The organism is Pacificoceanicola algae (assembly GCF_049341065.1).
Lineage (GTDB): Bacteria > Pseudomonadota > Alphaproteobacteria > Rhodobacterales > Rhodobacteraceae > Pacificoceanicola.
Window position 1 is genome coordinate 344168 of sequence record NZ_JBMPIX010000001.1, and the last position, 22692, is coordinate 366859.

Below are 22692 nucleotides of genomic sequence, written 5' to 3' on the forward strand. Positions count from 1 at the left end.
AGGAGCGGATTTGAGGCGTGATGCAAAGCACGCGTTCATGGGGCAAGTCATAGCGAGAAGAAAGCCCCCGTCAGCAGGAAGTTGGCCGCAAGAATCAGCACCGCGGCGGCTTCGACGCTGCCTTTGGTGGCGCGGCCCACGCCCTGCGCGCCGCGGCCCGAGTTCATGCCGAAATAGCAGCCCATGAGCGCGGCCAGTCCGCCAAAGACACAGCCTTTAACAAGCGATGAGATGATATCCAGCGGTTCAAGGAAATCGACGGTGTTCTTGATGTAAGCCGCAGGGTTGAACCCAAGCGATCCGGTGGCCACGGCATAGCCGCCAAAGATGCCGATGATATCGCCGACGCCGACCAGCACGGGCACAACGATCAGCGCCGAAAGAACCCGCGGCGCAGTGAGGTATTTCATCGGATGAGTGGACAGGGTGACCAGCGCATCAATCTGTTCGGTCACCTTCATGGTGGCGACTTCGGCGGCGATGGAGGATGTCACACGCGCCGCGATCATCAGTCCGACAAGCACCGGGCCAAGTTCGCGCACCATACCGATGGCGACAATCTGGGGGACCACTGCCTCGGCGTTGAAGCGGGCGCCACCAGCGTAGATCTGCAAGGCCAGCGCCGCGCCGGTGAAGATCGCGGTCAGGCCCACGACGGGCAGCGACAGCCAGCCGATGTTCAGCAGGGCAAGACCAAATTCGCGTCCGTAGAACGGCGGGCGGAACATGTGGCCTATCGCAGAAAAGCCGAACAGGGCCACGCGCCCGACCGAAGCCAGAAACATCAGCGCCGTGCGGCCAAGCGTTCCGATGGGGGACAGAATGTTCATGCGCCGTGGTAATCCCGGGCATAGCGAGTGCCCAGCGAGGTCAGGATCTCGTAGCCGATGGTGCCGGCCCAATCGGCCAGTGTGTCGATCGACTGGTGCTGGCCCAGCAGTTCTAACGCTTCGGGGGGCTGCTCAAGGTGGCTGACATCCACGCCGATCAGGTCCATCGAGATGCGGCCAAGGATCTTGCAGCGGGTCTCTCCGGCCCAGACATAGGCATTGGGGCCCATGCCGCGCAGGATGCCGTCGGCATAGCCGCCGGCGATGGTGGCAACGCGCATCGGCGTGCGCGCGATAAAGCTGTTGCCATAGCCGACGGATTCGCCGGGCTCCACTTCGCGCACCTGAATCACCGGGATGGAAAGCGTGACAACCGGGCGCGCGTCTACAAAGGGCAGGCCGCCATACAGACCGATGCCAGGGCGGGTGATGTCAAAGCAATAGTCTTCGCCCAAAAGGATGCCGCCCGTCGCAGCCAGCGAGCGCGGCGCATCTATGCCGTCGGTCATATCCTGAAAGGCGCGCAACTGGTGGGGATTCATGCCATGGCAAGGCTCATCGGCGCAGGCCAGATGGCTCATCACCAATTGCGGCTTTTGGGCAAGGGCGATGTCGCGCAGCGCACTCCATTCGGCGGGCTCCATCCCCAATCGATTCATGCCGCTGTCAAGCTGGATGCCAAAGGGGCTGCCGGGCAGGCCCTCGACGTGGCGCAACATCTGGTCGATCGAGTTGATCATCGGTATCAGCCGCGCCTCGCGCAGCAGGTCCGCATCGCCTGCCATATGCCCGGAAAACACAAAGATGTCCGGGCCGGGGCCAAGGATGCGCCGCAGGGCGACGCCTTCCTCGGCAATGGCCACGAAAAACCGCCGCGCGCCTTCGGCGGCAAGCGCCGGGGCAACCTTGTCTATGCCAAGGCCATAGGCGTTGGCCTTGACCACGGCGCCGGTCTCGGTGCGGCTTTTCTCGGCGAGGGTGTGCCAGTTCGCGCGCAGGGCGCTCAGATCAATAGAAAGACGTGCTTGTGTCATGATGCGTGTTTGGCATGCCGCGCCGGGGCGTCAAGGGGGAATTGCGCCGCATGACAGCTTGTGAGGCCGCGCGCGCGGCGCTACTGCTTGGGCATGATGGATTTTGACGACAGGCTTCAAGCCAAGATCGATGGGAAAACCAAGCCATTGGGGGCACTTGGCCAGATCGAGATTCTGGCTGCCAAGGTGGCGCGCCTGCAAAAGCGGCTTGACCCGGAAATGTCGCGCGCGCGGCTGGTGATCTTTGCCGGTGATCACGGGATCGCCCGGATGGGAGTTTCTGCCTATCCGGTCGAAGTGACCCGGCAGATGGTTCTGAACTTTGCATCCGGCGGCGCGGCGGCCAATGTCTTTGCCCGCGCGAACGGGCTGGATCTGACCGTGGTGAATGCCGGCGTCGTCGGCGGATCGTTCGATCATCCCGAGGTGCGCGAGGCTTCGATGGGCGAGGGGACAGGCAATTGCGTGATCGGCCCGGCGATGAGTGCCGCCACCTGCGAAAAGGCGCTTGAGACGGGCTATCAGATCGGGGCCGAGGGGGATTGGAACGCTTGCGCCTTTGGCGAAATGGGGATCGGCAACACCTCGTCCGCAGCGCTTGTGGCGCACCGGCTGACCGAAGCGCCGCTGCAGGCGCTTGTCGGGCGCGGGACCGGGCTGGATGACGATGGTCTGATCCAGAAACACGACACGCTGGCACGCGCCAGCGCGCGGGTGTCGGGACAATTGGGGCCAATGGCGGCCTTGGCGGAATTTGGCGGTTTCGAAATTGCCATGATGGCGGGCGCCATGCTGGGCGCCGCCGAGGCGAAACGGCTTGTTCTGGTCGATGGTTATATTGCCACGGTGGCGGCGCTGGTGGCTGCGCGCATCACGGCAAGCGCGCGCGACGCGATGGTGTTCTGTCATCTCTCCGGAGAGCCGGGGCACCGTGTGGTGCTGGAAACGATGGGGGCCAAGCCCTTGTTGCAACTGGATATGCGGTTGGGCGAGGGGACCGGGGCGGCGCTGGCCTGGCCCTTGGTACGCGCCGCTGTCGCCATGTTGAACGAGATGGCGTCTTTTGACGATGCCGGGGTGTCGGGGGCGTCATGAGGTTCGATCTGCGGCTTGAATGGACCCTGTTCCTCTTGGCGGTGCAATTCCTGACCCGCCTGCCGGTGCCGCGCGATCTTGAGTTTTCCGATGATCTGCTGGTCCGCGCGACCAAATACTATCCGCTTGTCGGCTGTCTGGTCGGGGCGATCGGCGCCGGGGTACTTTGGTTGTTCGAGCTTTGGGTGCCGGATTTGGTGGCAGTACTCTTGTCCCTCGCGGCGACGATCATGGCCACGGGCGCCTTTCACGAGGACGGCCTTGCGGACGCGGCCGATGGTCTGGGCGGCGGACTGACAAAGGAACGCGCGCTTGAGATCATGCGCGATTCCCGGATCGGAACCTATGGCGCGGTGACGCTGGGCACGACTTTGGCGTTGAAGGTGGCAATTCTGGTGTCGCTTGGTCCTTGGATGGCCGGGATCATGTTGATCGCGGGGCATGCGCTGGGGCGAATGGCGGCGGTGCATGTGATCGCAACCACCGATTACGCCCGCGATCATGGCGCCAAGTTTACCGTGCCATCAGTCACGCAGGATGGCTATCGAGTGGCCTTGCTGGTCTCGGCCGGGGTTCTGCTGGGGCTGGCGCTGCTTGCCGGGCCGGGCGTCGCGCTCTGCGCCATCGTCGGCAGCACGTTGCTGGGGCAAGCCTTTCGGGCGATCTTTGTCCGCAAGCTGGGCGGTTACACTGGTGATTGTCTGGGCGGAACCCAGCAGATGGGCGAATTGGGGGCGCTTCTGGCGGTCCTGATATGGCTCTGACGCTGCTGCGCCATACCACGCCCGATGTGACCAAGGGCACCTGTTATGGCATGACCGATCTATCCTTGGCCGACAGCTTCGAAGCCGAGGTCGCCGCGGTGCTGCAAAACCTGCCCAAGCCGCGCGCGATCATCTGTTCGCCGCTGACGCGCTGCCGCCACTTGGCCGAACGCATCGGAAGTGAGATGTCGCTTGAGGTATCCGTTTCAAGTCATTGGCGGGAAATGGATTTCGGATCGTGGGAGGGCACGCTTTGGAGCGATCTTCCGCGCGCTGACCTGGACGCCTGGGCCGAGGATTTCCACCACTACCGCGACCATGGCGGCGAAAGCGTGGCGCAGCTTTATGGCCGGGTTCAGCAGGGCATCGCTGCCGCGCCCGAGGGCGCTCTGATCATTACACATATGGGCTGTATCAAGGCGGCGTTGGTGGCATCGGGCGCCCCCAGGGGGTGGGACGCCCAAGTGCCGTTTGGCGGATCCATCCGCCTATGAGAGCGCTGTCTAATGAAGTTGCGCTCTAGAAATTGTCGTCCCCTTGCTGCCATGGCTTAGCGAGGTTGCCAAAGCGGGTGAACTGGCTTTCGAAGGACAGCTCGACCGTGCCGATGGGGCCATGTCGTTGCTTGCCAATAATGACTTCAGCCTTGCCGTGCAACCGGCTCATCCGTTCCTGCCATTCGGCCATCTTGTCGAGCTCATGATCGCCGGGCTTTTCCCGCTCCACATAATATTCTTCGCGGAACACGAACATGACCACGTCTGCGTCCTGTTCGATCGACCCCGATTCCCGCAGGTCAGAGAGCTGCGGGCGCTTGTCCTCGCGGTTTTCGACCTGACGCGACAACTGCGACAGGGCAATCACCGGAATGTTGAGTTCCTTGGCAATGGCCTTGAGACCCATCGAAATCTCGCCGATTTCCTGAACCCGGTTTTCGGCGGTGCCGCGCAGAAGCTGCAGATAGTCGACGATGACAAGGTCCAGCCCATGCGTCCGTTTCAGACGTCGGGCGCGGGCCGCAACCTGGCTGATCGGCAGCGCAGGCGTGTCGTCGATATAAAGCGGGCAGGCCTCCAATTCCTTGGCGGCATCGACAAAGCGACGGAATTCACCTTCGTCCATGTCGCCCTGACGGATCTTGTGGCTGGAAATCTCGGACGCTTCGGCCAAAATCCGGCTGGCCAGCTGTTCAGCGCTCATTTCCAGCGAAAAGAACCCGACAACGCCGCCTTCGATCGATCCGGTGGTGCCATCGGGGCGCTGACCTCTTTTGTAGGCCTTGGCAATGTTGAAGGCGAGGTTGGTCGCCAGTGAGGTTTTCCCCATCGACGGACGCCCGGCAAGGATCAAAAGGTCAGAAGGGTGCAGGCCCCCCAGCTTCTTGTCCATATCGTTCAGGCCGGTGGAAATCCCTGCCATGCCGCCATCACGCTGATAGGCCGCGTTGGCGACATTCACCGCTTCGGTCACGGCCTTCAGAAAGGACTGAAAGCCGCTTTCGGTCTGACCTTGCTCGGCCAGCTTGTAAAGCTTCTGTTCCGCCTCGACGATCTGTTCGCGCGGCTCGCTCGAGACATCGACCTTGGCGGCCTTTTCGCTGATCTCGCGGCCCAACCCGATCAGGTCGCGGCGGATGGCGAGATCATAAATCATCTGCGCATAATCGCGCACCGCAAAGCTGCTGACAGCACTGGCGGCCAGACGCGCCAGATAGGCAGGACCGCCCAATTCCTTCAGGCCCTCGTCGTCTTCCATGAAAGCCTTGAGCGTCACCGGCGAGGCAAGGTTGTTCTTGGCGATACGGGCAGCGGCGACCTCGTAGATGCGGCTGTGCACCGGATCGTAGAAATGCTTGGAATTAATGATCGAAGCAACACGATCATAAATGTCGTTGTTGGTCAGGATCGCACCCAGAAGCTGCTGCTCGGCCTCGATGGAATGCGGCATGGTTTCGGCGGCTTCGACCTGTAGGCCGATTGGATTGATTGTCGCTATTTCGTTCATCTCTTGTCCCCCCGTCTGCTCAAGCGCGGTGCCTATCGTGTGGCCGCGCGGAGGTGCAAATTGTATGTTTCTGGGGATAACTCTGTGAGCCTACCCGCCACCGCATATTGTGTAGAATTGCCAAGCTTCGGTCAACATCTGGTTTGTGCGACTCGGGTATGTCACCGCAGGGCCACAGGGAAGGCCCACGTGATTTTCTTGCCCCGGGGTTAATCCTCGGCGCGCGCCGCGCGCCAGCCGTGCGGATCTTTCAGGAACGACTCAACCTCGCCCAGCACACCTGCGTGCTTTTCAGGTGCCTCGGCCAGCACATCCCACCAAGTGCACAAGTGGTGCAGGGACACCCCGTGATCGCCCAGCGTCTTGATGGTTTCGGGGAAGATCCCGTAGTAGAAAATCACCGCCGTATGCGCACAGGTGGCACCGGTTTCCCGGATCGCATCGACAAAGGACAGCTTGCTGCCGCCATCGGTGGTCAGATCTTCGACCAGCAGCACCCGCTCGCCCTCGCTCATCGCGCCTTCGATGCGGGCGTTACGGCCATAGCCTTTGGGTTTCTTGCGCACATAGGTCATCGGCAAGGCCATGCGTTCGGCAACCAGCGCGGCAAAGGGAATGCCCGCCGTTTCACCGCCCGCGATGTTGTCGAAAGCCTCGAACCCGGCGTTGCGCATCACCGTCACGGTCAAAAAATCCATCAAGGTGCTGCGAATCCGCGGGAAGGAAATCAGCTTGCGACAATCGATATAGACCGGGCTCAATTGCCCCGAAGCCAGCTTGAACGGTTCATCCTTCATAAAGTTCACCGCCTCGATCTCCCACAGCATGCGTGCGGTCAGTCTGGCCATTTCTTCGGCAGAGGGGTAACTCGAAGGGATCATAACAGCTTCCTTTGTTCTTGCGGGCCCGGTGCTTCTTTGGGCTCAAAATACCTCGGGGGAGTCCCGAAGGGACGGGGGCAGAGCCCCCTATTCTTCGACGCGCCAGTGCAGCGGCATCATAGGATCAAACACGGTAACAGAGCCATCGCCGGTCTCGATCTTGGCCGGATAGTTCACCGGATCGCCTTTGGTCAGAGTCACGCGCGCCTCGTTCGGTGCAAGCCCATAAAACGCGGGCCCGTTGAGCGAGGCAAAGCTTTCCAGCTTGTCCAGCGCGCCCTCCTGCTCGAAGACCTCTGCGAGGATCGACAGCGTATTGGTCGCGGTGAAACAACCGGCGCAACCGCAGGCATTTTCCTTGAGCGGGTCGATATGCGGAGCGCTGTCGGTGCCGAGAAAGAAGGTCGCATTGCCGCTGGTCGCCGCGGCGCGCAGGGCAAGGCGGTGTTCTTCGCGTTTGGCGACGGGCAGGCAGTAGTAATGCGGTTTGATCCCGCCGACCAGAATGGCGTTGCGGTTGATCACAAGGTGATGGGTGGTGATCGTCGCGCCAAGGGTGTCGCCGCCCGCGCGGGCATAGTCTGCCCCTTGCCGCGTGGTGATATGCTCCATCACCACTTTCAGCCCCGGGGTCGCGCGGCGCAAAGGTTCCAGAACGCGGTCGATGAACACCGCCTCGCGGTCAAAGATGTCCACGTCGCTGTCGACCACTTCGCCATGCACGCACAGCGGAATGCCAGCCTCGGCCATGGCTTCAAGCGTGCCGCGCACCTTGTCGAAATCGGTCACACCCGAGGCCGAATTTGTCGTCGCCCCGGCAGGATAAAGCTTGACCGCCGAGATGATGCCATCACGGTGCGCTGCAACAACATCGGCTGGATCGGTCTGTTCGGTCAGGTACAGCGTCATCAGCGGCGTGAAATCTGCGCCCTCCGGAAGGGCGGCAAGAATGCGGTCGCGATAGGCACATGCCTGATCGCCCGTCACAACAGGCGGAATCAGGTTCGGCATGATGATGGCGCGGCCAAAATGGCGGGCGCTTTCCGGGGCAATCCCTGTCAACATGGCGCCATCGCGCAGGTGCAGGTGCCAGTCATCGGGGCGGCGGATCGTGAGATGTGTCATGCCAGCCCGTTAGCATGTGCCGCGGCTCTGTACCAGAGGCCAGCGGCGCGTTAACCTTGTGAAAACACCCTTGGGGAACATGATGATCCTGACCTTGATCTTTTCGGCCCTGGCTGGCTGGGCGGTACGCCCGGCCGAGCCGCGCATCACTGAAATCCTGATCTCTGCACTGGGGCGCGAACGGCTGCCCGAAGGCAAGGATCGCCGGATCGCCGCGCTTTTGGTGACCATGTTCGGGGCGGCGCTGGTGCTTTGGCTGCTCGACGTGTCGGGGCGCCCGACAATCTTTGTGATCGGGGCGGCGCTTGGGTATTTCCAGCAAGAGATCCGGGATGCCCTGACCAATCGTCAGGGTTAAGGCTCAGGGCTGATCGTCCTCGGCTTCAAGCTCGGCCAGGCGGCGTCGAAAGCGCGGAGCGTGCATCCGCGCGACCACGTTCGAACACAGCATCCGCGCCAATTCCTTGCGCTCATCCGCATCCAACTTGGCCAGAAGTTTGCGCAGGTAGGGCGGATGATCGCGCCGTGCCCGCATCATCTGGGCAAAGCTGAAGGTGTTCAGCCGATCCTCGGCCACGGCCTGAATGAGCGAAGGCAGCAGGTCCAACGCCATCAGATCGCTTTGCAAGGCCCCGCCCATGAAGGGCATCCGCAACCGCGTGACATTTCGCTTTTCAAACAGCGCGGAGTGCATGGCATCAAGCCGCTCGTGCGGGTCGTACAGCACATAGGCGTGATGGGCCGCGTCAATCATATCGGGCGCATAGCCGTAGCGAGAGGTAAAGTTCAGCCGACGCAACTCGGCAAAACGTTCGTCCCATTCGGTGACCCGCGGATCAAGCGTGGCCTGCGGTTGCAGCATCAACACCCGCGCCCCCGGCGATGTCACGGAATAGGCCCCGGCCGCATAGCCGCAGGGACCGGCGCCGTAAAAAATCACCCTCTCGAAGTCGTCGAAAAAGCCGTCGTCCTGCAACTGATCGAAAAACGCAAAGATTTTGGGGTCGCGGAACCATGTGTCGCGATGCGCGAGGATCGACAGGGAGGACCAGCCAAGCGCGCCCGTCATTTCAAAGCCGAACGGAGTTCGCGTCGGCGACAGCGCCTCGATTCCCGGCATGGTTTCAAAGTTGACCAACAGGGTGTCGCCATCTTCGACGAATATCGCGGCGTGAGCGCGCCCCAAGGGTTCGGAAAAGCCGGTATCATTGCCGATCTTGCGCAACGAGGTCAGCCACTCCGTGCGCGAAAGCCCCGACAGATCGGGTGGAAAATTATGGTTTGCCTGCTGCATGATCTCTGCACGATCCTCTGCTCCGGGCCTGAAGTGGACCGGTTTTCCCGAAACAATGCCCGAGGTTTCAGGCTAAATTGTGCAAATTGAGCGGAAATTCTAGGGGCAGGCTCAGGTTTTCCAGCGCACGGGCATGGAAAGCGGCCCACGAAAGGCCCATCCGGCAAAGGGCGTCGGCCCGTCCAAAGCCAAATCCGGCAACGTTTCAAACAGTTTGGGCAGCGCCACGTCAGCAATCAGACTGCGCGAGGCTGCCGCCCCGGCGCAAAAGTGCGGCCCCGCCCCGAAAGCAAGACTTTTGCTGCAATCGCGGGTGACATCAAAACGGTTCGGGCTTTCAAAGACGCTGCCATCCCTGTTGCCGATCCCGAACATCAAAAAGGCGCGCGATCCTTTCGCGAAAGTCACGCCATCGACTGTATCCTCTTGGGCAATCTCGCGTGGCGACATGCCGATGGGGGACATCCAGCGGGCGTATTCCTCAAAGGCGTCGCGCCAACTGGCCGTGCCGCTGCGCACCAACGCCAGTTGATCAGGGTGGCTGAGCAGCGCCCATGCGGTGCCCGCGATGGCATCGCGCGGCTCGTTCTGGCCGCCCGAGATGGCCAGCTTGATGTTGGCGCGGACCGTGTCCATTGGCAGACCGGCATCCAGCTGCACGGCCAGCAGAGACAGCGGCGGCGGCGCGTCCAGCCCGGCCTCGATGGCCGCGTCAATCCTGCGCGTCGCGGCGTGGCAGCGTGCCTCGATCTTCGGGTCGCCCGCGTAATTGGCGATTCCGTCGATCATCCCCTGGCTGACCGCATCCATTTTCTGCCATGTCAGATCGTGCAACCCGGTGATCGCGCGCAACGCCTCGCCCGAAACGCGCATGGCATAGTCGCGCACCAGATCGCAGGCGCCTTTCGGGCGCAATTCGGCTAATATCGCGCTGGCAGAGTTTTCAAAGCTTGCGGACCAGTGGTTTTTGACAGTTCGGGGCGAAAAGGCGGGAAAGCAGGCCTTGCGTTCCTCCAGATGCGGCGCGCCATCCTTGCGCATCATGTTTTCGCCCATCAGGCGGGTCATCAGCCCCTGTGGTTGCTGCGAAGAAAACACCTGCGTCCGTTTTTCCTGCGCATAGATCGTCGCGTGCCGGGTGATCAAGGTGGCGTTCAACTGCGGCACAAAGGCAATCGGCGCCTCGGCCTGCATCCGGGCCAGCGAGGGGTAGGGATCGGCGTGAAACGTCTTGGGGTCGATGTCAAAGATCGGGGCGCTGCTCATGGCGGTAGAAAAGCAGGCGCGCTGCCTCAGGGCAAGCTTTGGTTGCCTGGATCGCGCCGCGCATGTCCGGTCAGAAAGCGCGCGGCGTCCTCGGTAATGGGGCGGGCAGGCGGGGTCATCAGCAGGCGGGCAAACAGGGCGCGATAGGGTTCTTGCGTCATCAGCGCCTCAAACCGGGCCTTGCGCCATTGCACGGCAGCGTCGTGCAAGGCCGACAGGGTGGCATCTGCCGCAAGGCCCGCGCGAATGTCCCGCACCTTGCCGGCGCTTCGCAGGATGCTGCGGTCTTCGTCCTCGATCCAGTTGCGTTCGACCCAATAATCCATGCCGAGCAGATGGTCAGAATGGACCGCACGGCCACGATCGACCTTGAGCAGATAGCTTTCCATCGCGCCAAGCGGATAATGGTTGAGCTGCGCCAACCCGTACATTGGCCGCCCGTAGTTCGAGAAGATGCGCCTGGTGCGGAACGGCTCGCTCAATTCGCTGCCGTTGCCATCGAACCAACGGCATAGTGCCAGTCGCGACTTGTCCGGGCTGCGCGGGCGGTGAACGCCCAGTTTTCCATAGGTGCCATCGTTGCGATAGAGCGTCTTGAACATCGCTGCGCGCCACGGCCAATGCATGATCTCAGGTGCGGCCTTGGTGAACTGTTCCGTCACCGGGCTGTCTTCGTACAGGATGATCCCGTTGTTGCCAAACAGCCGCCACGTCAGGGTGATTGCATCGGCGTCGGGCAAGGCGGCGATCAGGGCAGGCAGGCTGTGATCGCCGATATGGATGTTGACGAATTCGTCGATGTCGAGCGGCAACAGCCAGTCGGCCTGTCGAACGGCCATGCTTTTGTCGGCCAGCTTCAGGCCGGTGAACTGGATGCCACCACTGTCGTAAGGGCCTTCGTTGCGGATATGGGTGACATGGCCCAATTCGGCCAAACGGTCCAGCAAGGCGTCCGTGCCATCATCGCAATCGTTTGACAGCGCCACCACATGCGTGATGCCGCAGGCCAGATGGTGGGCCAGCCAGTCCAGCAGGAAGGCGCCTTCGTTGCGGACGCATAGAATGGCGGTGATGTTCATCGGCGGCCCAAGCGATCACCACTCGCGCCGGAAGGTGACGACCTTTCCTTCCGAGGCTTTGGGGAAATAGGTCAGCCCACCGGCGTGCATGGCGTCAAAGACCGCGCGCACGCCTTTGGGACCAATCCATTGCGGATGCAATTCGATGATCGCGGCGCGCAGGCCGGACCAGTCGCCTGACAGCAGAACCTCTGCTTCGGCGCCTTCGATATCGCAGACGAGCACGTTGGGCTTGAGGTCTGCCAGAGTGTCGCTGATCGGGTGCTTTTCGATCTGAACTGTCTCGACGATGCTGCCGGGGTCGGCATCGTGATCCATCGAGGAGCCAAGGAAATTCTTGCGCACGTAGAAGGGCACCGGATCTCCCGCCGCGGGCGACAGCAGGGCATTGCGCACCTCGACGTTCTGCACGTTGTTGGCCGCATGGACTGAGCGGATATAGGGGATCAGGGTCGGGTTCGCCTCGTAGCTGATGACCCGTTCGACATTCTTTTTCACCGACAAGAGCGTGGACATATAGCCCAGCCCGCCGCCCAGTTCGAGCACCCGGTCCCCGGCTTTGACCACCCGCATGACCGCATCGCATTCCTTGCGCTCATAGGTGCCTTCACGCAGGGCACCGCGCACCCGGCCGGTGGTCAGTTGCGGATGTTTGGGGATGTTCATCCCGCGCGAGCGGATGAACGGGCTGCGAGGGGTTTCGGCGGGGCCATCCATGGCTCAGGTCTCCATATCGAGGGCAAGCGCATAGGCGACCCGTTCAGTTTCTTTCAGCTGCAGCGCCAGTGCCTGTTCGTACAGGTCCTGAAACTCGGGCATCTGGTGCAATTCATCCGCCTTGCCGCGGTGCCATGCAAGGCCGTCTTCGTGCAACTGGCGCAATCTGTCATCCGCCATAAGGCGCGCCATCTCGGCCTTTGTGCGCGGGATGTTGCGTTTGATCGTGATGTCGCGGTGATCGCACCAATCCATGCGGATCCAGTAGTTCAACCCGATCGAACGGTCGACATGCAGGGCGCGGCCACGCTGGCGTTTGATCAAGAAGCTTTCGGCGCTGCGCAGAGCGTAGTGGTTCAGCTGAATAAGGTCATAGCCGATCGAGCGTTTGGAGCTGCGCCAGCCGTTCTTGATCGCCTCGGCGGTCATGTCTTGACCGGAGCCGTTGACCCATTTCACACAGGTCTCAAACCCCTTGGTCAGTTTGTTGGGGCGGTGGCAGGACAGCTTTTGATAGGCGCCGATGTTGCGGAACATGGTCTTGAAACCCCAGACCGTGTGCGGCTTGGGGCAATATTTCGGCGCGCAGGCGTCGAACTGGTCTATCACCAGATCGTCTTTGAGCCCGGTCACGCCGTTGTGCCCGAACAGCCGCCATGTCATCGCAACATTGGTGGCGTCCGGGACGCGCGCAAAGAAGTCGTCCAGCGTGCCATTGCCGCAGCGCACATTGATGAACTCATCCACGTCGATATGGATCAGCCAGTCCGCGCTTTTGACGACGGGATCTTCCAGCGCGGCGTCCAGCGCGAATTGCTGCGGGCTTTTGCCCGTCCATTGCGAATTGTCGCGGTGTTCAAGCACGCCAAGCTCTTGCAGGCGGGTCAGGATCGCGTCCGTCCCATCGTCGCAATCGTTGGTGTAGATCAGGAAATTATCCACCCCGATGGCGCGATGATAGGCGACCCACTCAAGGATATAGGGCGCTTCGTTTTTCATACAGCCGACGATGACATTGCCGCCGGACCCCGCGGGCAGAACGCGCGGCGGCGCAGGCGGAAAGGCGGCGGCCAGTTCCTCTTCGTTGACCTGACCAAGACAGTTGTGCGGCGCAAAGACCGAGGTGCGGATCTGTGCGAAGTTCTGCTTGGCACGAGCGGGCAAGAACTGCCGTGCGGCGGGTGAAAGACTGTCGTCGATCTGTTTCACTATTTTGGGGTCGGGTGCCTGTTCGACCTTATGCGCCTGCTTCAGCCGCCAATCCACCGCCGCCAGATACTGGGTTGCGCGAAACCCCATCAGCGGATCGGCTTCGACCCATGGCGGGCAGGGGGTGTCTGGCTTCAACTGAGGCATCTTCAGGCCCGGATGGGTTTTGCAAAGGTCCTCAATGTCGGCGCGAAAGCGGTCGGAAACCGCTGAAAGGCTTCCCGCCGGGATGGGGGTGCCATGCACCTTGATCTCGCCCAGCAGCTTGCGCCACAGAGGGCGCGACACGCTCATGTCGCGCACCTGCAATAGCCGCAAAAGCACCTCGTTGAACATCCGGCAGCGCGTCATCCATGCGGCGGGGGGCAGGCCCGGGACCGGTTCAGGCTCGGCCTTGCCGATCCGCTTTGCGATGTCGAAACTTTCGCGCAACTCTTCCGTCGCGCTTTCGCGATCCAGACGGTCCTGATCCAGACTGCGGAACCGGACCGACCCGGCGCCAAAGACCGCTTCCCACGCGTGTTGCAGCCCTTTGAAATCGAGCCAAAAGCAAGCGCCTTGCACCTCGCCGAACTGACCGGATTGCTGGTTAGTCTCGGGGCGGGTGGCCAGCGCGGCGGCGCGAAAATCATCGGCCTCCAGCAGGCCAAGTTCCAGATCAAGCGGGGCGCTGCGGCCTTCGAAAAGCTGTGCAGCATAGCGCCGGACCAGCATGCGCGCAGGATCGTCCAGATGGGCGACGACGGTGATATCGCCCGAAATCGGCGAAAGAAGATCCCGAAGGCGCAGCAGTTCGCTGTGCGTGACCAATGCGCTGCCAAATTGATGGCACGACAGGATCAGGGTTTGTGCCTCGCTGGCCTTCACTTCGTCCATCAGTGCGCGGGCAACATCCTCGCGCAGGGCGGCCTGTTTTTCGGGCTCTGCAAAGCCGCGGTTCAAGCGCAGGCTGTCGACGTTTTCCGGATCGCTCACCGCCATGAAGATACGCGTGTGATTGCGCGCGCCGGGTGAGCGCGGATAAAGCACACCCTTGCGGGCCAGCTGCCCGCGCTTGGCATCCATGATGCGCTGCATCCGGTCGCTTGACGGACCATCAGGCCCGATGTGCAGGAAAATCCGCATCAGGCGGCGCCCTTGGCCGGATCGGCGGGATTTTCGGTGTTCACATTGGCGCGGCCCCACCACGGAATATCCATTTCGATATGGGCCGCAAGCCTGTCGCGCGCGTCCGGCGCCGCCACGGGCAATTCCAGATAGCGCGGATCATCGCCAAACAGATCGCGCAGCATGTCATAATGGCCCTCGATCCAGCGAATGCGTTCCGCGTCGCTTTGCCCGAACCCGCGCGGCAAGCCGGGCAGGGTGCCCGAGGGCAGGCGGTCTTTGCCAAGATTGTTCCAACGCCGCATGCTGTCCGAAAGCTCGGCTGCGGGGCGCCAAGTGGCGACAAACAACATCTCCGGTCGCACCATCCGCATCGCTTTGAGTACGGCATAGTCGCATTGCGGCCATAGCGAGACATCGACCTTCAGCACGCTGATTTCGGTCAGGGCGTCGTACATGTCCAGAAACTCAAAAGGGTTTCCGCTGTTGAAATAGCCGTTGTAAAGCTGCCGCGCCACGAAGGTGCCGCCAAGGGTCGGCTCGCTTGTGTGCAGGCGCCGCACCTTGTGATCCGCCGCGCACCAACCGGCCTTGTTCAGCGCTTCGGCCAGGGTCGTGGTGCCGGACTTGGGCAGCCCGAGATTGACCAGTTTCACCCCGCTCATGAGGCCAGCCCCAGTTCCTGCATCAACGCGTATTCGGTGGGCGGCTGCGTCGGCAGGGCTTTGAGATGGTGATACATCTGCGCATAGGCGGGCTGGGCCATCAGCTCATCCCGCTTGGCTTTATGAAGGCGCACACAGTTGGCGTGAAGTGCGCGAATGTTGGGATCTTCTTTCATCTTGTCCAGCGCGGCCCGTAGCGCTGGCACATAGCGCTGGATGCTCAGATCTTCCCATGCCGGATCGTTGCGTTCGCGCCAATAGCTGTCGTCAAAGGCGCGGTTCTCGCGGTTCACATCGCCCCGGTCGTTCTTGACCAGATAGCTGTCGAGCGAGCGCAGCGCATAGTGGTTCAGCGTCGCAAAGCGCCTAGCGCCATGGGCCGGAAACTTGCGTATCCGGCGCGGGTTGGCGGCGATCAGGAATTTGTGCGGCACGCGCCGCCCGGCGCCATCGGTCCAGACCGGCATGTTTTCTCGTGGCAGATCCTCGCGGAAGAAGGGGCGGTGGGCGCCAAAGTACTTCAGCGGGAAATCGCGCCGCATCAGCGATTTGACCTCGATCGCGGTCTGGTCGCACCACAGGTCGGGATTATGCGAGCGGGTGAACTGCTCGATAACCGGGCGGTCATGAAACCCGTCCACGCCGCAATTGGCAAAGAACTGAAAACTCACACTGATCGCCTGCGGATCGCCGCAGGCCGCAATCAGAGCCGGGATTGTGTGATCGCCGACATGAATGTTCAGGAATTCATCCACATCCGCGATCCAGACCCAGTCGGCACGTTTGACGATTGGGCGGCGGGCGGCATCTTTCAGAGCCTCCATCTGGTAGTTGCGCCCCTTGGCCGGGTTCGGAAGATGCACGACATGGCCGAACGCCTCTTCCGGACCCGCCGCCAGGGCATCTAGCAAGGCGTCGGTGCCATCGGTGCAATCATTTGAATAGAATAGAAAATCTGTCACGCCCAGCAGGCGGTTGAAGGCGATCCATTCCAGCAGGAACGGGCCTTCATTCTTGACACAGGTCACTGCGGTTATGCGCATTTCGGCGCCCCCGCTGGTTCAAAGGACATCACTGCTCGTCCAGATTGCTTGTTTTCATTAGGGCCGACGCCCGTGATCACCATGGCACGAATCATCGCACCGCTTGGTGTACGCGTCAACTTTTCAACGAAAAAATCCCGGCTATCTGCGACCTTGGCGCTATTGACCCTTTGGGGCGGGGCAGGCACTTCCTAGGGGCAAGGAGGCCTTCATATGCAAATTCCAAATAGTATCGACGAGGTTCAGAAGGTTCTGGGCGACACCGGCTATGTCTGCGGCCGCGCGCTGGCGACTGTGGTGTTCCTGTCCCTGCGCCTTGGCCGCCCGCTGTTCCTTGAAGGCGAAGCCGGCGTCGGCAAGACCGAGATCGCCAAGGCGCTTGCAACGTGTCTTGGGCGGCGTCTGATCCGTCTGCAATGCTACGAAGGCCTTGATGCTTCCTCGGCGGTCTATGAATGGAACTTCCCGGCGCAGATGATCGCCATCCGCACCGCCGAAGCACAGGGCAATGCCGACCGTGACCTGCTGAACCAAGAGCTGTTCAGCCCGGATTTCCTGATCGAACGTCCGCTGCTTCAGGCCATGCGCCCGGATGAAAACGGCGCGCCGATCCTGCTGATCGACGAACTTGACCGCACCGACGAACCCTTTGAGGCCTTCCTTCTCGAAGCGCTGTCGGATTTTCAGGTGACCATTCCGGAAATCGGCACGATCAAAGCCCCGGAACCGCCCATCGTGATCCTGACGTCCAACCGGACGCGCGAGGTACACGATGCCCTGAAGCGCCGCTGCCTGTATCACTGGGTCGACTATCCGAACTTCCAACGCGAAGTGGAGATTCTGAACAGCCGCGCCCCCGAGGTTTCCGAGACGCTGTCCAAACAGATCGTCGCCTTCGTCCAATCCCTGCGCACCGAGGATATCTTCAAGAAACCCGGTGTTGCCGAAACCATCGACTGGGCGAAATGCCTTTTGGCGCTCGACGTGATTGACCTGTCGCCCGAGGTCATCTCGGACACCCTTGGCGCGATCCTGAAATATCAGGACGATATTGCCAAACTTCAGGGTTCTGAAGCCAAGCGTATTCTGGACGAGGTCAAATCCTCGCTTGATGCGGCGTAAAGGCGTCTTGTTTCAAACGGAATGGGGCGGCCCTCGGGTCGCCCTTACTCTTTGGGCGCATCGGCGCCCGATGCCTTTGCTGTTCGGCCCGGCAGCAGGGGGTAGAGGATTACGATCACAAGACCGGCCAATGCGATGACAAAGGCCAGCACCATGATGTCGAAATAATTGTCAACGAAGAGCGCCGTCGGGCTGCCAGCATCCAGCAGCAACAGAGGTTCCGGATTGTCCCGGGACGCGGTGTAAAAGAACTCGAGATCCGTTCCCGGCGTTGCCGCTTGCACCGTGATCTCGACGATTGCCCCCGGCACCAGCGTCGCGACCAGCACCGCGCCCGCCGCGTCCGAGACCCCTTCGGTGTTGGCCGGGGACACCGGTGGGACACGGCCAAGGGCGTGAAACGCGCCGCCGGGCATTTCAGAAAGGCACTCTGCCCGTTGGTCCGAGCAGGCGATCTCGAAGCGTGTCAGTGGCACGAGGCTGGATAGAGAGACGTTTTTCAACCTCAACGTTGCGGCGCCGTCAGACCCTGTCGCGAACCGATAGGTCAGCACCGACTGCCCGCGGATTTCTGTCACAACGGTGGAAATGTAGAAGCCAACCACAGCAATGAAGATCGTCAGGATGGCGGGGGTCTTGCTATCGGTGAACAAATTCATGGGTCATCGCTGAAGTTGGTTAGCGGGGCGTCAATTTGCCAAGGCTATCATGCAAACGTCTCATTGTCTTGTGAGCGGCTGTGACGGATAGTCCGGCCATGCCCGAATACGCCCCCATAGACGTCCCCGAGAATCCGCGCCTTGCGCAGAACATCATCCATTTCGCGCGCGCCCTGCGCCGGGCGGGGCTGCCCGTCGGGCCGGGCCGGGTGATTGACGCTGTGCGCGCCGTCGAGGCCGCCGGGTTTACCGACCGGATGGATTTCTACTGGACGCTGCATGCCTGTTTCGTGAACCGCCCTGAGCATCGCACCGTCTTTGCGCAGATCTTCCGTCTTTACTGGCGCGATCCGCGCTACCTTGAACATATGATGAGCCTCATGCTGCCTGCGATCCGTGGCGTGCAGGAGGAAAAGCTGGCGATGGCCGCCGAGAAACGCGCGGCGCAGGCGCTGTTGGGCGACGAGTTGCCCGAAATGCCCGAAACCGAGCAGGACGAAGAGGCCACCCAGATCGAGATTGACGCCTCGATGACGATGTCAGCCGAGGAAAAGCTGCGCACCTTGGATTTCGAGCAGATGTCGACCGAGGAGATCGCGCAGGCCAAACGCATGTTGGCGCGGCTCAAACTGCCGGTGAAGCCGATCAAGTCCCGCCGCTCGATGGCCTCGGCTCTTGGCGCGCGGGTGGATTATCGCAAGACCATCCGTGACGCGCTGCGCCGAGGGGGCGAGATCCACTCGATCGCGCGCGCCAAACCGCGTCCGCGCTGGCCCAATCTTGTGGTGCTCTGCGACATCTCGGGTTCGATGAGCCAGTATTCCCGCATGGTGCTGCACTTTCTGCATGCGGTGGCCAACGAAAAAGGCGCGGGCTGGGCCAAGGTGCATGCCTTTACCTTTGGCACGCAGCTGACCAACATCACCCGCCATCTTGCCACCCGTGACGTGGACGCGGCGCTGAAAGCGGCGGGCGCCGAGGCGCACGACTGGGAAGGTGGCACACGGATCGGCCAATGCCTGCACCAATTCAACCGTGACTGGACTCGCCGGGTCATGGGGCAGGGCGCCGTCGTCCTTCTGATCACCGACGGGCTGGACCGCGACGATGCGGGCGCGCTGGAAAAGGAAATGGAGCGTCTGCACCTGTCCTCGCGCCGCCTGATCTGGCTGAACCCGCTGCTGCGTTGGGACGGCTTTGCGCCGAAAGCCACCGGCATTCGCGCCATGCTGCCCCATGTGGACAGCTTTCGGGCAGGTCATTCCATTGCCTCGCTCGAAGATCTGGCCGAGGCGATCTCTCGGCCCGACGATCTGGGTGAAAAAGCCCGGCTGATGCAGCTGCTCTGACGGCGCCAATCCGCCTATGTGACCTTTGGGCACGCATTAGCGATGCAACCTAAACCGATGTGACGCGTTTCTCTCTCAAGCCCCTGAGCGGGCATAAAGGAAAGGAAACGCCATGAAATCCCTATTGCTTGCCACCGCATCGGCCACCGTTCTGGCTCTGAGCCTACCCGTCCATGCCCAGGGCAATGCCCTGTCCGATGCCCTGAGCGGCCCAGCCGCAGACCAGATGCGCAAGCTGGAAAAGCTGTGTGCCTCGGGGAAAGATTTGCCCAAGGGGTTGGATTGCGAGGCACTGGACAAGGCGGCGGAGAATCCGGAACTGCTTAACCAACTGGGGCTGGATGGACCTGAACAGGCGGAACCTGCGCCTGATCCAAAGGCACCCAAAGCCAAGAAGAAGCAGGCCGAAATGCCTGCAGCCCCTGCGGCCAAGCCTGCCGATCAGGCGGTGACACAGGCCCCCGAAGAGCCGGCCAAGGACGAAGCTGCTGACGCGCCCGAAGCGCCGACTGACGCGGAAACCGTGGCTGAGACGCCCAAGGAACCGGCCGCTGAAGGACGGGCCGTCGAAACGCCTGTAGAAAAGCCTGCGAAACCGGCCGCCCCGGCTCAGACTGCGGACAAGGCTGCGCCAGCAACCGTCGAGGATCTGTTCCGCGAACTTAGCGGACAGGAACAGGCAGACGCCGTCGCCAAAAAGAAAAAGAAAAAACCTGCCGCCGCTGCCGCCGTAAATGATGGCCGCGCCGGCGATGATGGTGCCAAGATGACCGAGGAAACAGTCTCGAAAAAGGATGTGCGCAGCTCGTCCGAGGATTTCGTGACGGATCTCTTGACAGCCAAACCCAGCCCGAAAGGCGATTCAGGTGGTGGCAACGACAAGACCGCCGAAACGATCGCAGGCGCGGCCCTTCTTGGGCTTGGCGCCGTGGCGCTGGCCGACATCCTGAGCGGCGATGAACGTGTCGTATCCAACAGCGGCGACCGCGTCGTGATCGAAGACAACGGCCAGTACCGTGTCCTGCGCAACGACGACGAATTGCTGCGCCGCCCCGGCACCGATGTGCAGACCTTCCGCTATGACGATGGCTCGACCCGCAACGTGCTGACCTACGAAGATGGCACCGTGGTCGAAACCATCCGTGCTGCTGACGGCCGGGTGCTGCGCCGCTCGCGCACTCTGCCTGATGGCACCGAGGTGCTTTTGTTCGACGACACGCAGGACAGCGCTCAGGTGGTGGTGAATGATCTGCCGCAGGTCGGTGATCGGCAAAGCCTGAACTACCGCGAGGTCGAGGCCGATCAACTGGCCGCAGCGCTTGCCGCCCAGCAGGGCACGCAGGTCGGCCGGAGCTTCTCGCTCAACCAGATCCGCAACATTGACGCGGTGCGCCAGCTGGTGCCCGAGATCAGCGTGGACACGATCAACTTTGCCACGGATTCAGCGGCCATTCGCCCCGACGAGGCCGAAGAACTCGCGGCGCTTGGCAATGCCATGCGCAAGATGATCCTCGACAATCCCGGCGAGGTTTTCCTGATCGAAGGTCACACAGACGCGGTGGGCCAGTACAGCTATAACCTTGCTCTGTCCGACCGCCGGGCGGAATCCGTGGCGCTGGCGCTGACCGAATACTTTGATGTGCCGCCGGAGAATATGGTGCTTCAGGGCTATGGTGAAAGCGATCTGATGATCGAAACCACCCAGTCCGAGCGTGCCAACCGCCGCGCCGCCGTGCGCCGCATCACGCCGCTGCTCAACTGACCACGCGCCGAAAAAATGGCCCTCGCCCCGAAAAGGGGGGAGGGCCTTTTCATTGCGATCGGGAGTTTACTGCCCTAGTGCGTCGAGGCTGTCAAAGATATGGCTGACCTTGACGCCCGGATCGGTTTCCTTGGCGACCGCATGGCAGGTAAAGCAATTCTCCGAAGTGAAACTGTTGTGATCGGGGTACTGGTGAAAGGTCTCCATGGTCGAATTCGCCAGCCGCAGCCCGCCACGAATGTTCCCGTCGCTGCCGCTTAGGGGCAATTGCCCGTCCACCGTCCAGATGCCGCCGATCTGAAAGTAATTCGCCCGCAGATCGCCAAGCCCGCCCAGTTGCGACATCAGTGATACATTGAGCGAGACCAGATCGGTATTGTTGGAGGCGTCATTGTTCGGCCCCGGCGCCACACCCCAAGGGTTCTTGAGCGCGACAGCAACCGGACCAATGGGCGTTCCGGTCGGGGACATGATGTCGCCGTTCTTTTGCTGCGCCGCGTTGGGCACTATCGCCGGGGGCGTGTAGGTTTCGTCGACGTCAAAGGTCCATGTCCCCGCTGCGTTATAGGCCTGCAGCGATTGGGTGTCCCCGGTCGTGGTATAGACATAGTCGGCCATCGGAGCGTTCGAGATATGTTCGTAGCTGATCCAGACCAGTTCGGGGTGGCCCAGAACCGGGGCCGCGATATGAACGCCAACCAACGCCAGTTCGATGGTCTGGGTGCCATCCAGCGTCCACAGCGTGTCAGACCCTTTGGTGTAGTTTGGCACGACCGCGCTGGCGGTGATGAACGTGGACTTGTCCGCCACCGTGCTGGCATCCACCCACGAGGTCTTGAGCTCCATCGTGCTGGCGTCGATGTCGGTGATTGTTGCGCCTTTGCCCGCCGCGTAACTCACGATCTGCTGAACGTCGGCCTCGGTGGTTGGAAAGTTTGCCGCCATGTCGCCAGTAAAGGTTCCGTCGGTGACACCGGTTCGGAACCAGGCGTAGATGTCATTGGCGTGCACGCCGTAATACACCAATGAGTTGTTGGCGCTGATCAGGACATCGCCGCCGCCCGCCTGTCCGGTACCTTCGGAATCGATCGGTTTGACGCTTCGCAACTGCATCAAGGTCGGCCCGCCATCGTTTTCGACAAACTTTCGCTTCATGTCTCCTGCGGACACGACGTCGTAAAAATCTGTGTTGTCGATGGTTATCCCGCCCGCCGGGTCCGGCGAGGTCAGCCAGAGGAACATCTGAGCCCCCCATTGGTAGAAATCGCAATCGGTGTTTGTGGCCGAGGGCGGAAAGTTGAAGCCATTGGCAGGTTTGACCGATCCGCCGTCGGCTGCGGTGCCGCTATCGAACCAACTGTTGAAGGTCGCCGCATCGACAGCGCAGCTTGCCTTGGCGTCGGTCGGCAAGACGTTTTGCGCCTGAACCGGCAGCGCGCCGCAAAGCGTCACAAGCCCGATTGACCAGATGAAGGACTGCGCCTTGCGAGTTTGTTTGAAATGATCCGACATGAATTCCCCCCGATTGAATGTATCTTTCACACTCGTCTTCGGGTTGACGTTAAGTCAAGGAAATTTCACTTTAATGTTGCGCATTTTGCGCGGAATTAAATTTTAGGTTGCATTGAGCGCCGGGGAAGAGCGCCTTCTACAAGCCGCTGGTCAGGCCACACCCGCGCCGCGAATT

21 protein-coding genes are annotated in these 22692 nt (G+C 61.5%); 7 read left to right on the top strand and 14 right to left on the bottom strand.

Features of this window, described 5'->3' with window-relative positions; genetic code table 11:
• Nucleotides 1-47: 47 nt before the first annotated feature.
• Nucleotides 48-830 (bottom strand): MlaE family ABC transporter permease, encoded by a 783-nt coding sequence (locus ACOYQJ_RS01655; RefSeq protein WP_422904254.1) that lies wholly within the window; start codon nucleotides 828-830, stop codon nucleotides 48-50.
• On the bottom strand, nucleotides 827-1864 hold the full coding sequence (gene alr, locus ACOYQJ_RS01660; protein ID WP_422904255.1) for an alanine racemase: 1038 nt from the start codon (nucleotides 1862-1864) through the stop codon (nucleotides 827-829). The genes ACOYQJ_RS01655 and alr overlap by 4 nt, the downstream gene beginning before the upstream one ends.
• Before the next feature lie 93 nt (nucleotides 1865-1957).
• Here alr and cobT point away from each other — a divergent pair, with 93 nt between their 5' ends.
• From cobT to cobC, 3 genes are read left to right on the top strand one after another with little or no spacing between them, the layout of a single operon-like run.
• Nucleotides 1958-2959 carry a nicotinate-nucleotide--dimethylbenzimidazole phosphoribosyltransferase gene (gene cobT / locus ACOYQJ_RS01665; RefSeq protein ID WP_422904256.1) on the top strand — a complete coding sequence of 334 codons (1002 nt, stop codon included), beginning with the start codon at nucleotides 1958-1960 and terminating at the stop codon, nucleotides 2957-2959.
• A complete protein-coding gene (gene cobS / locus ACOYQJ_RS01670; RefSeq protein WP_422904257.1) occupies nucleotides 2956-3723 on the top strand; it encodes an adenosylcobinamide-GDP ribazoletransferase in 768 nt (255 codons plus the stop codon). Before cobT ends, cobS begins: the two co-directional genes overlap by 4 nt.
• Nucleotides 3714-4217 (top strand): alpha-ribazole phosphatase family protein, encoded by a 504-nt coding sequence (gene cobC, locus ACOYQJ_RS01675; RefSeq protein ID WP_422904258.1) that lies wholly within the window; start codon nucleotides 3714-3716, stop codon nucleotides 4215-4217. Before cobS ends, cobC begins: the two co-directional genes overlap by 10 nt.
• Before the next feature lie 25 nt (nucleotides 4218-4242).
• On the opposite strand, the gene ACOYQJ_RS01680 is transcribed toward cobC, so the two are convergent.
• From ACOYQJ_RS01680 to pyrC, 3 genes are all read right to left on the bottom strand, one after another.
• Nucleotides 4243-5727 (bottom strand): replicative DNA helicase, encoded by a 1485-nt coding sequence (locus tag ACOYQJ_RS01680; protein WP_422904259.1) that lies wholly within the window; start codon nucleotides 5725-5727, stop codon nucleotides 4243-4245.
• A gap of 209 nt (nucleotides 5728-5936) precedes the next feature.
• Nucleotides 5937-6608: an orotate phosphoribosyltransferase gene (locus ACOYQJ_RS01685; protein WP_422904260.1), complete on the bottom strand. Its 672-nt coding sequence runs from the start codon at nucleotides 6606-6608 to the stop codon at nucleotides 5937-5939.
• 87 nt (nucleotides 6609-6695) lie between these two features.
• Entirely contained in the window at nucleotides 6696-7733 is a 1038-nt protein-coding gene (gene pyrC / locus ACOYQJ_RS01690; RefSeq protein WP_422904261.1) for a dihydroorotase, read from the bottom strand.
• A gap of 82 nt (nucleotides 7734-7815) precedes the next feature.
• Here pyrC and ACOYQJ_RS01695 point away from each other — a divergent pair, with 82 nt between their 5' ends.
• The gene (locus ACOYQJ_RS01695; protein WP_422904262.1) at nucleotides 7816-8091 is read left to right on the top strand and encodes a hypothetical protein; all 276 of its coding nucleotides are present in this window, start codon (nucleotides 7816-7818) and stop codon (nucleotides 8089-8091) included.
• A gap of 3 nt (nucleotides 8092-8094) precedes the next feature.
• On the opposite strand, the gene ACOYQJ_RS01700 is transcribed toward ACOYQJ_RS01695, so the two are convergent.
• The 7 genes from ACOYQJ_RS01700 to ACOYQJ_RS01730 form a co-directional block, all read right to left on the bottom strand.
• Nucleotides 8095-9027, bottom strand: coding sequence for a PLP-dependent aminotransferase family protein (locus ACOYQJ_RS01700; protein ID WP_422904263.1), 933 nt, complete (start codon nucleotides 9025-9027; stop codon nucleotides 8095-8097).
• Nucleotides 9028-9138: 111 nt separating this feature from the next.
• Nucleotides 9139-10293, bottom strand: coding sequence for a cytochrome P450 (locus ACOYQJ_RS01705; RefSeq protein ID WP_422904264.1), 1155 nt, complete (start codon nucleotides 10291-10293; stop codon nucleotides 9139-9141).
• Between the two features lie 26 nt (nucleotides 10294-10319).
• Nucleotides 10320-11372, bottom strand: a complete 1053-nt coding sequence (locus ACOYQJ_RS01710) for a glycosyltransferase family 2 protein (protein WP_422904265.1) — start codon at nucleotides 11370-11372, stop codon at nucleotides 10320-10322.
• Between the two features lie 15 nt (nucleotides 11373-11387).
• Entirely contained in the window at nucleotides 11388-12089 is a 702-nt protein-coding gene (locus tag ACOYQJ_RS01715) for an FkbM family methyltransferase (protein ID WP_422904266.1), read from the bottom strand.
• Between the two features lie 3 nt (nucleotides 12090-12092).
• Nucleotides 12093-14423, bottom strand: a complete 2331-nt coding sequence (locus ACOYQJ_RS01720) for a glycosyltransferase family 2 protein (protein ID WP_422904267.1) — start codon at nucleotides 14421-14423, stop codon at nucleotides 12093-12095.
• Complete coding sequence (locus ACOYQJ_RS01725; protein WP_422904268.1) at nucleotides 14423-15070, bottom strand: hypothetical protein; 648 nt, start codon at nucleotides 15068-15070, stop codon at nucleotides 14423-14425. The genes ACOYQJ_RS01720 and ACOYQJ_RS01725 overlap by 1 nt, the downstream gene beginning before the upstream one ends.
• Nucleotides 15067-16113, bottom strand: coding sequence for a glycosyltransferase family 2 protein (locus ACOYQJ_RS01730; RefSeq protein ID WP_422904269.1), 1047 nt, complete (start codon nucleotides 16111-16113; stop codon nucleotides 15067-15069). The genes ACOYQJ_RS01725 and ACOYQJ_RS01730 overlap by 4 nt, the downstream gene beginning before the upstream one ends.
• Nucleotides 16114-16326: 213 nt before the next feature.
• Between ACOYQJ_RS01730 and ACOYQJ_RS01735 the strand changes: the two genes are divergently transcribed.
• Nucleotides 16327-17235 (top strand): AAA family ATPase, encoded by a 909-nt coding sequence (locus tag ACOYQJ_RS01735; RefSeq protein WP_422904270.1) that lies wholly within the window; start codon nucleotides 16327-16329, stop codon nucleotides 17233-17235.
• Between the two features lie 44 nt (nucleotides 17236-17279).
• Here the strand turns inward: ACOYQJ_RS01735 and ACOYQJ_RS01740 are convergent, their stop codons facing one another.
• On the bottom strand, nucleotides 17280-17894 hold the full coding sequence (locus ACOYQJ_RS01740) for a hypothetical protein (RefSeq protein ID WP_422904271.1): 615 nt from the start codon (nucleotides 17892-17894) through the stop codon (nucleotides 17280-17282).
• A 98-nt stretch (nucleotides 17895-17992) separates the two neighbouring features.
• Here ACOYQJ_RS01740 and ACOYQJ_RS01745 point away from each other — a divergent pair, with 98 nt between their 5' ends.
• Together ACOYQJ_RS01745 and ACOYQJ_RS01750 are read left to right on the top strand one after the other, a co-directional pair.
• The gene (locus ACOYQJ_RS01745; protein ID WP_422904272.1) at nucleotides 17993-19243 is read left to right on the top strand and encodes a vWA domain-containing protein; all 1251 of its coding nucleotides are present in this window, start codon (nucleotides 17993-17995) and stop codon (nucleotides 19241-19243) included.
• Nucleotides 19244-19355: 112 nt separating this feature from the next.
• Entirely contained in the window at nucleotides 19356-21005 is a 1650-nt protein-coding gene (locus ACOYQJ_RS01750; protein ID WP_422904273.1) for an OmpA family protein, read from the top strand.
• A 66-nt stretch (nucleotides 21006-21071) separates the two neighbouring features.
• Here ACOYQJ_RS01750 and ACOYQJ_RS01755 read toward each other — a convergent pair whose 3' ends face one another.
• Complete coding sequence (locus ACOYQJ_RS01755; RefSeq protein WP_422904274.1) at nucleotides 21072-22517, bottom strand: hypothetical protein; 1446 nt, start codon at nucleotides 22515-22517, stop codon at nucleotides 21072-21074.
• Between the last annotated feature and the right edge of the window lie 175 nt (nucleotides 22518-22692).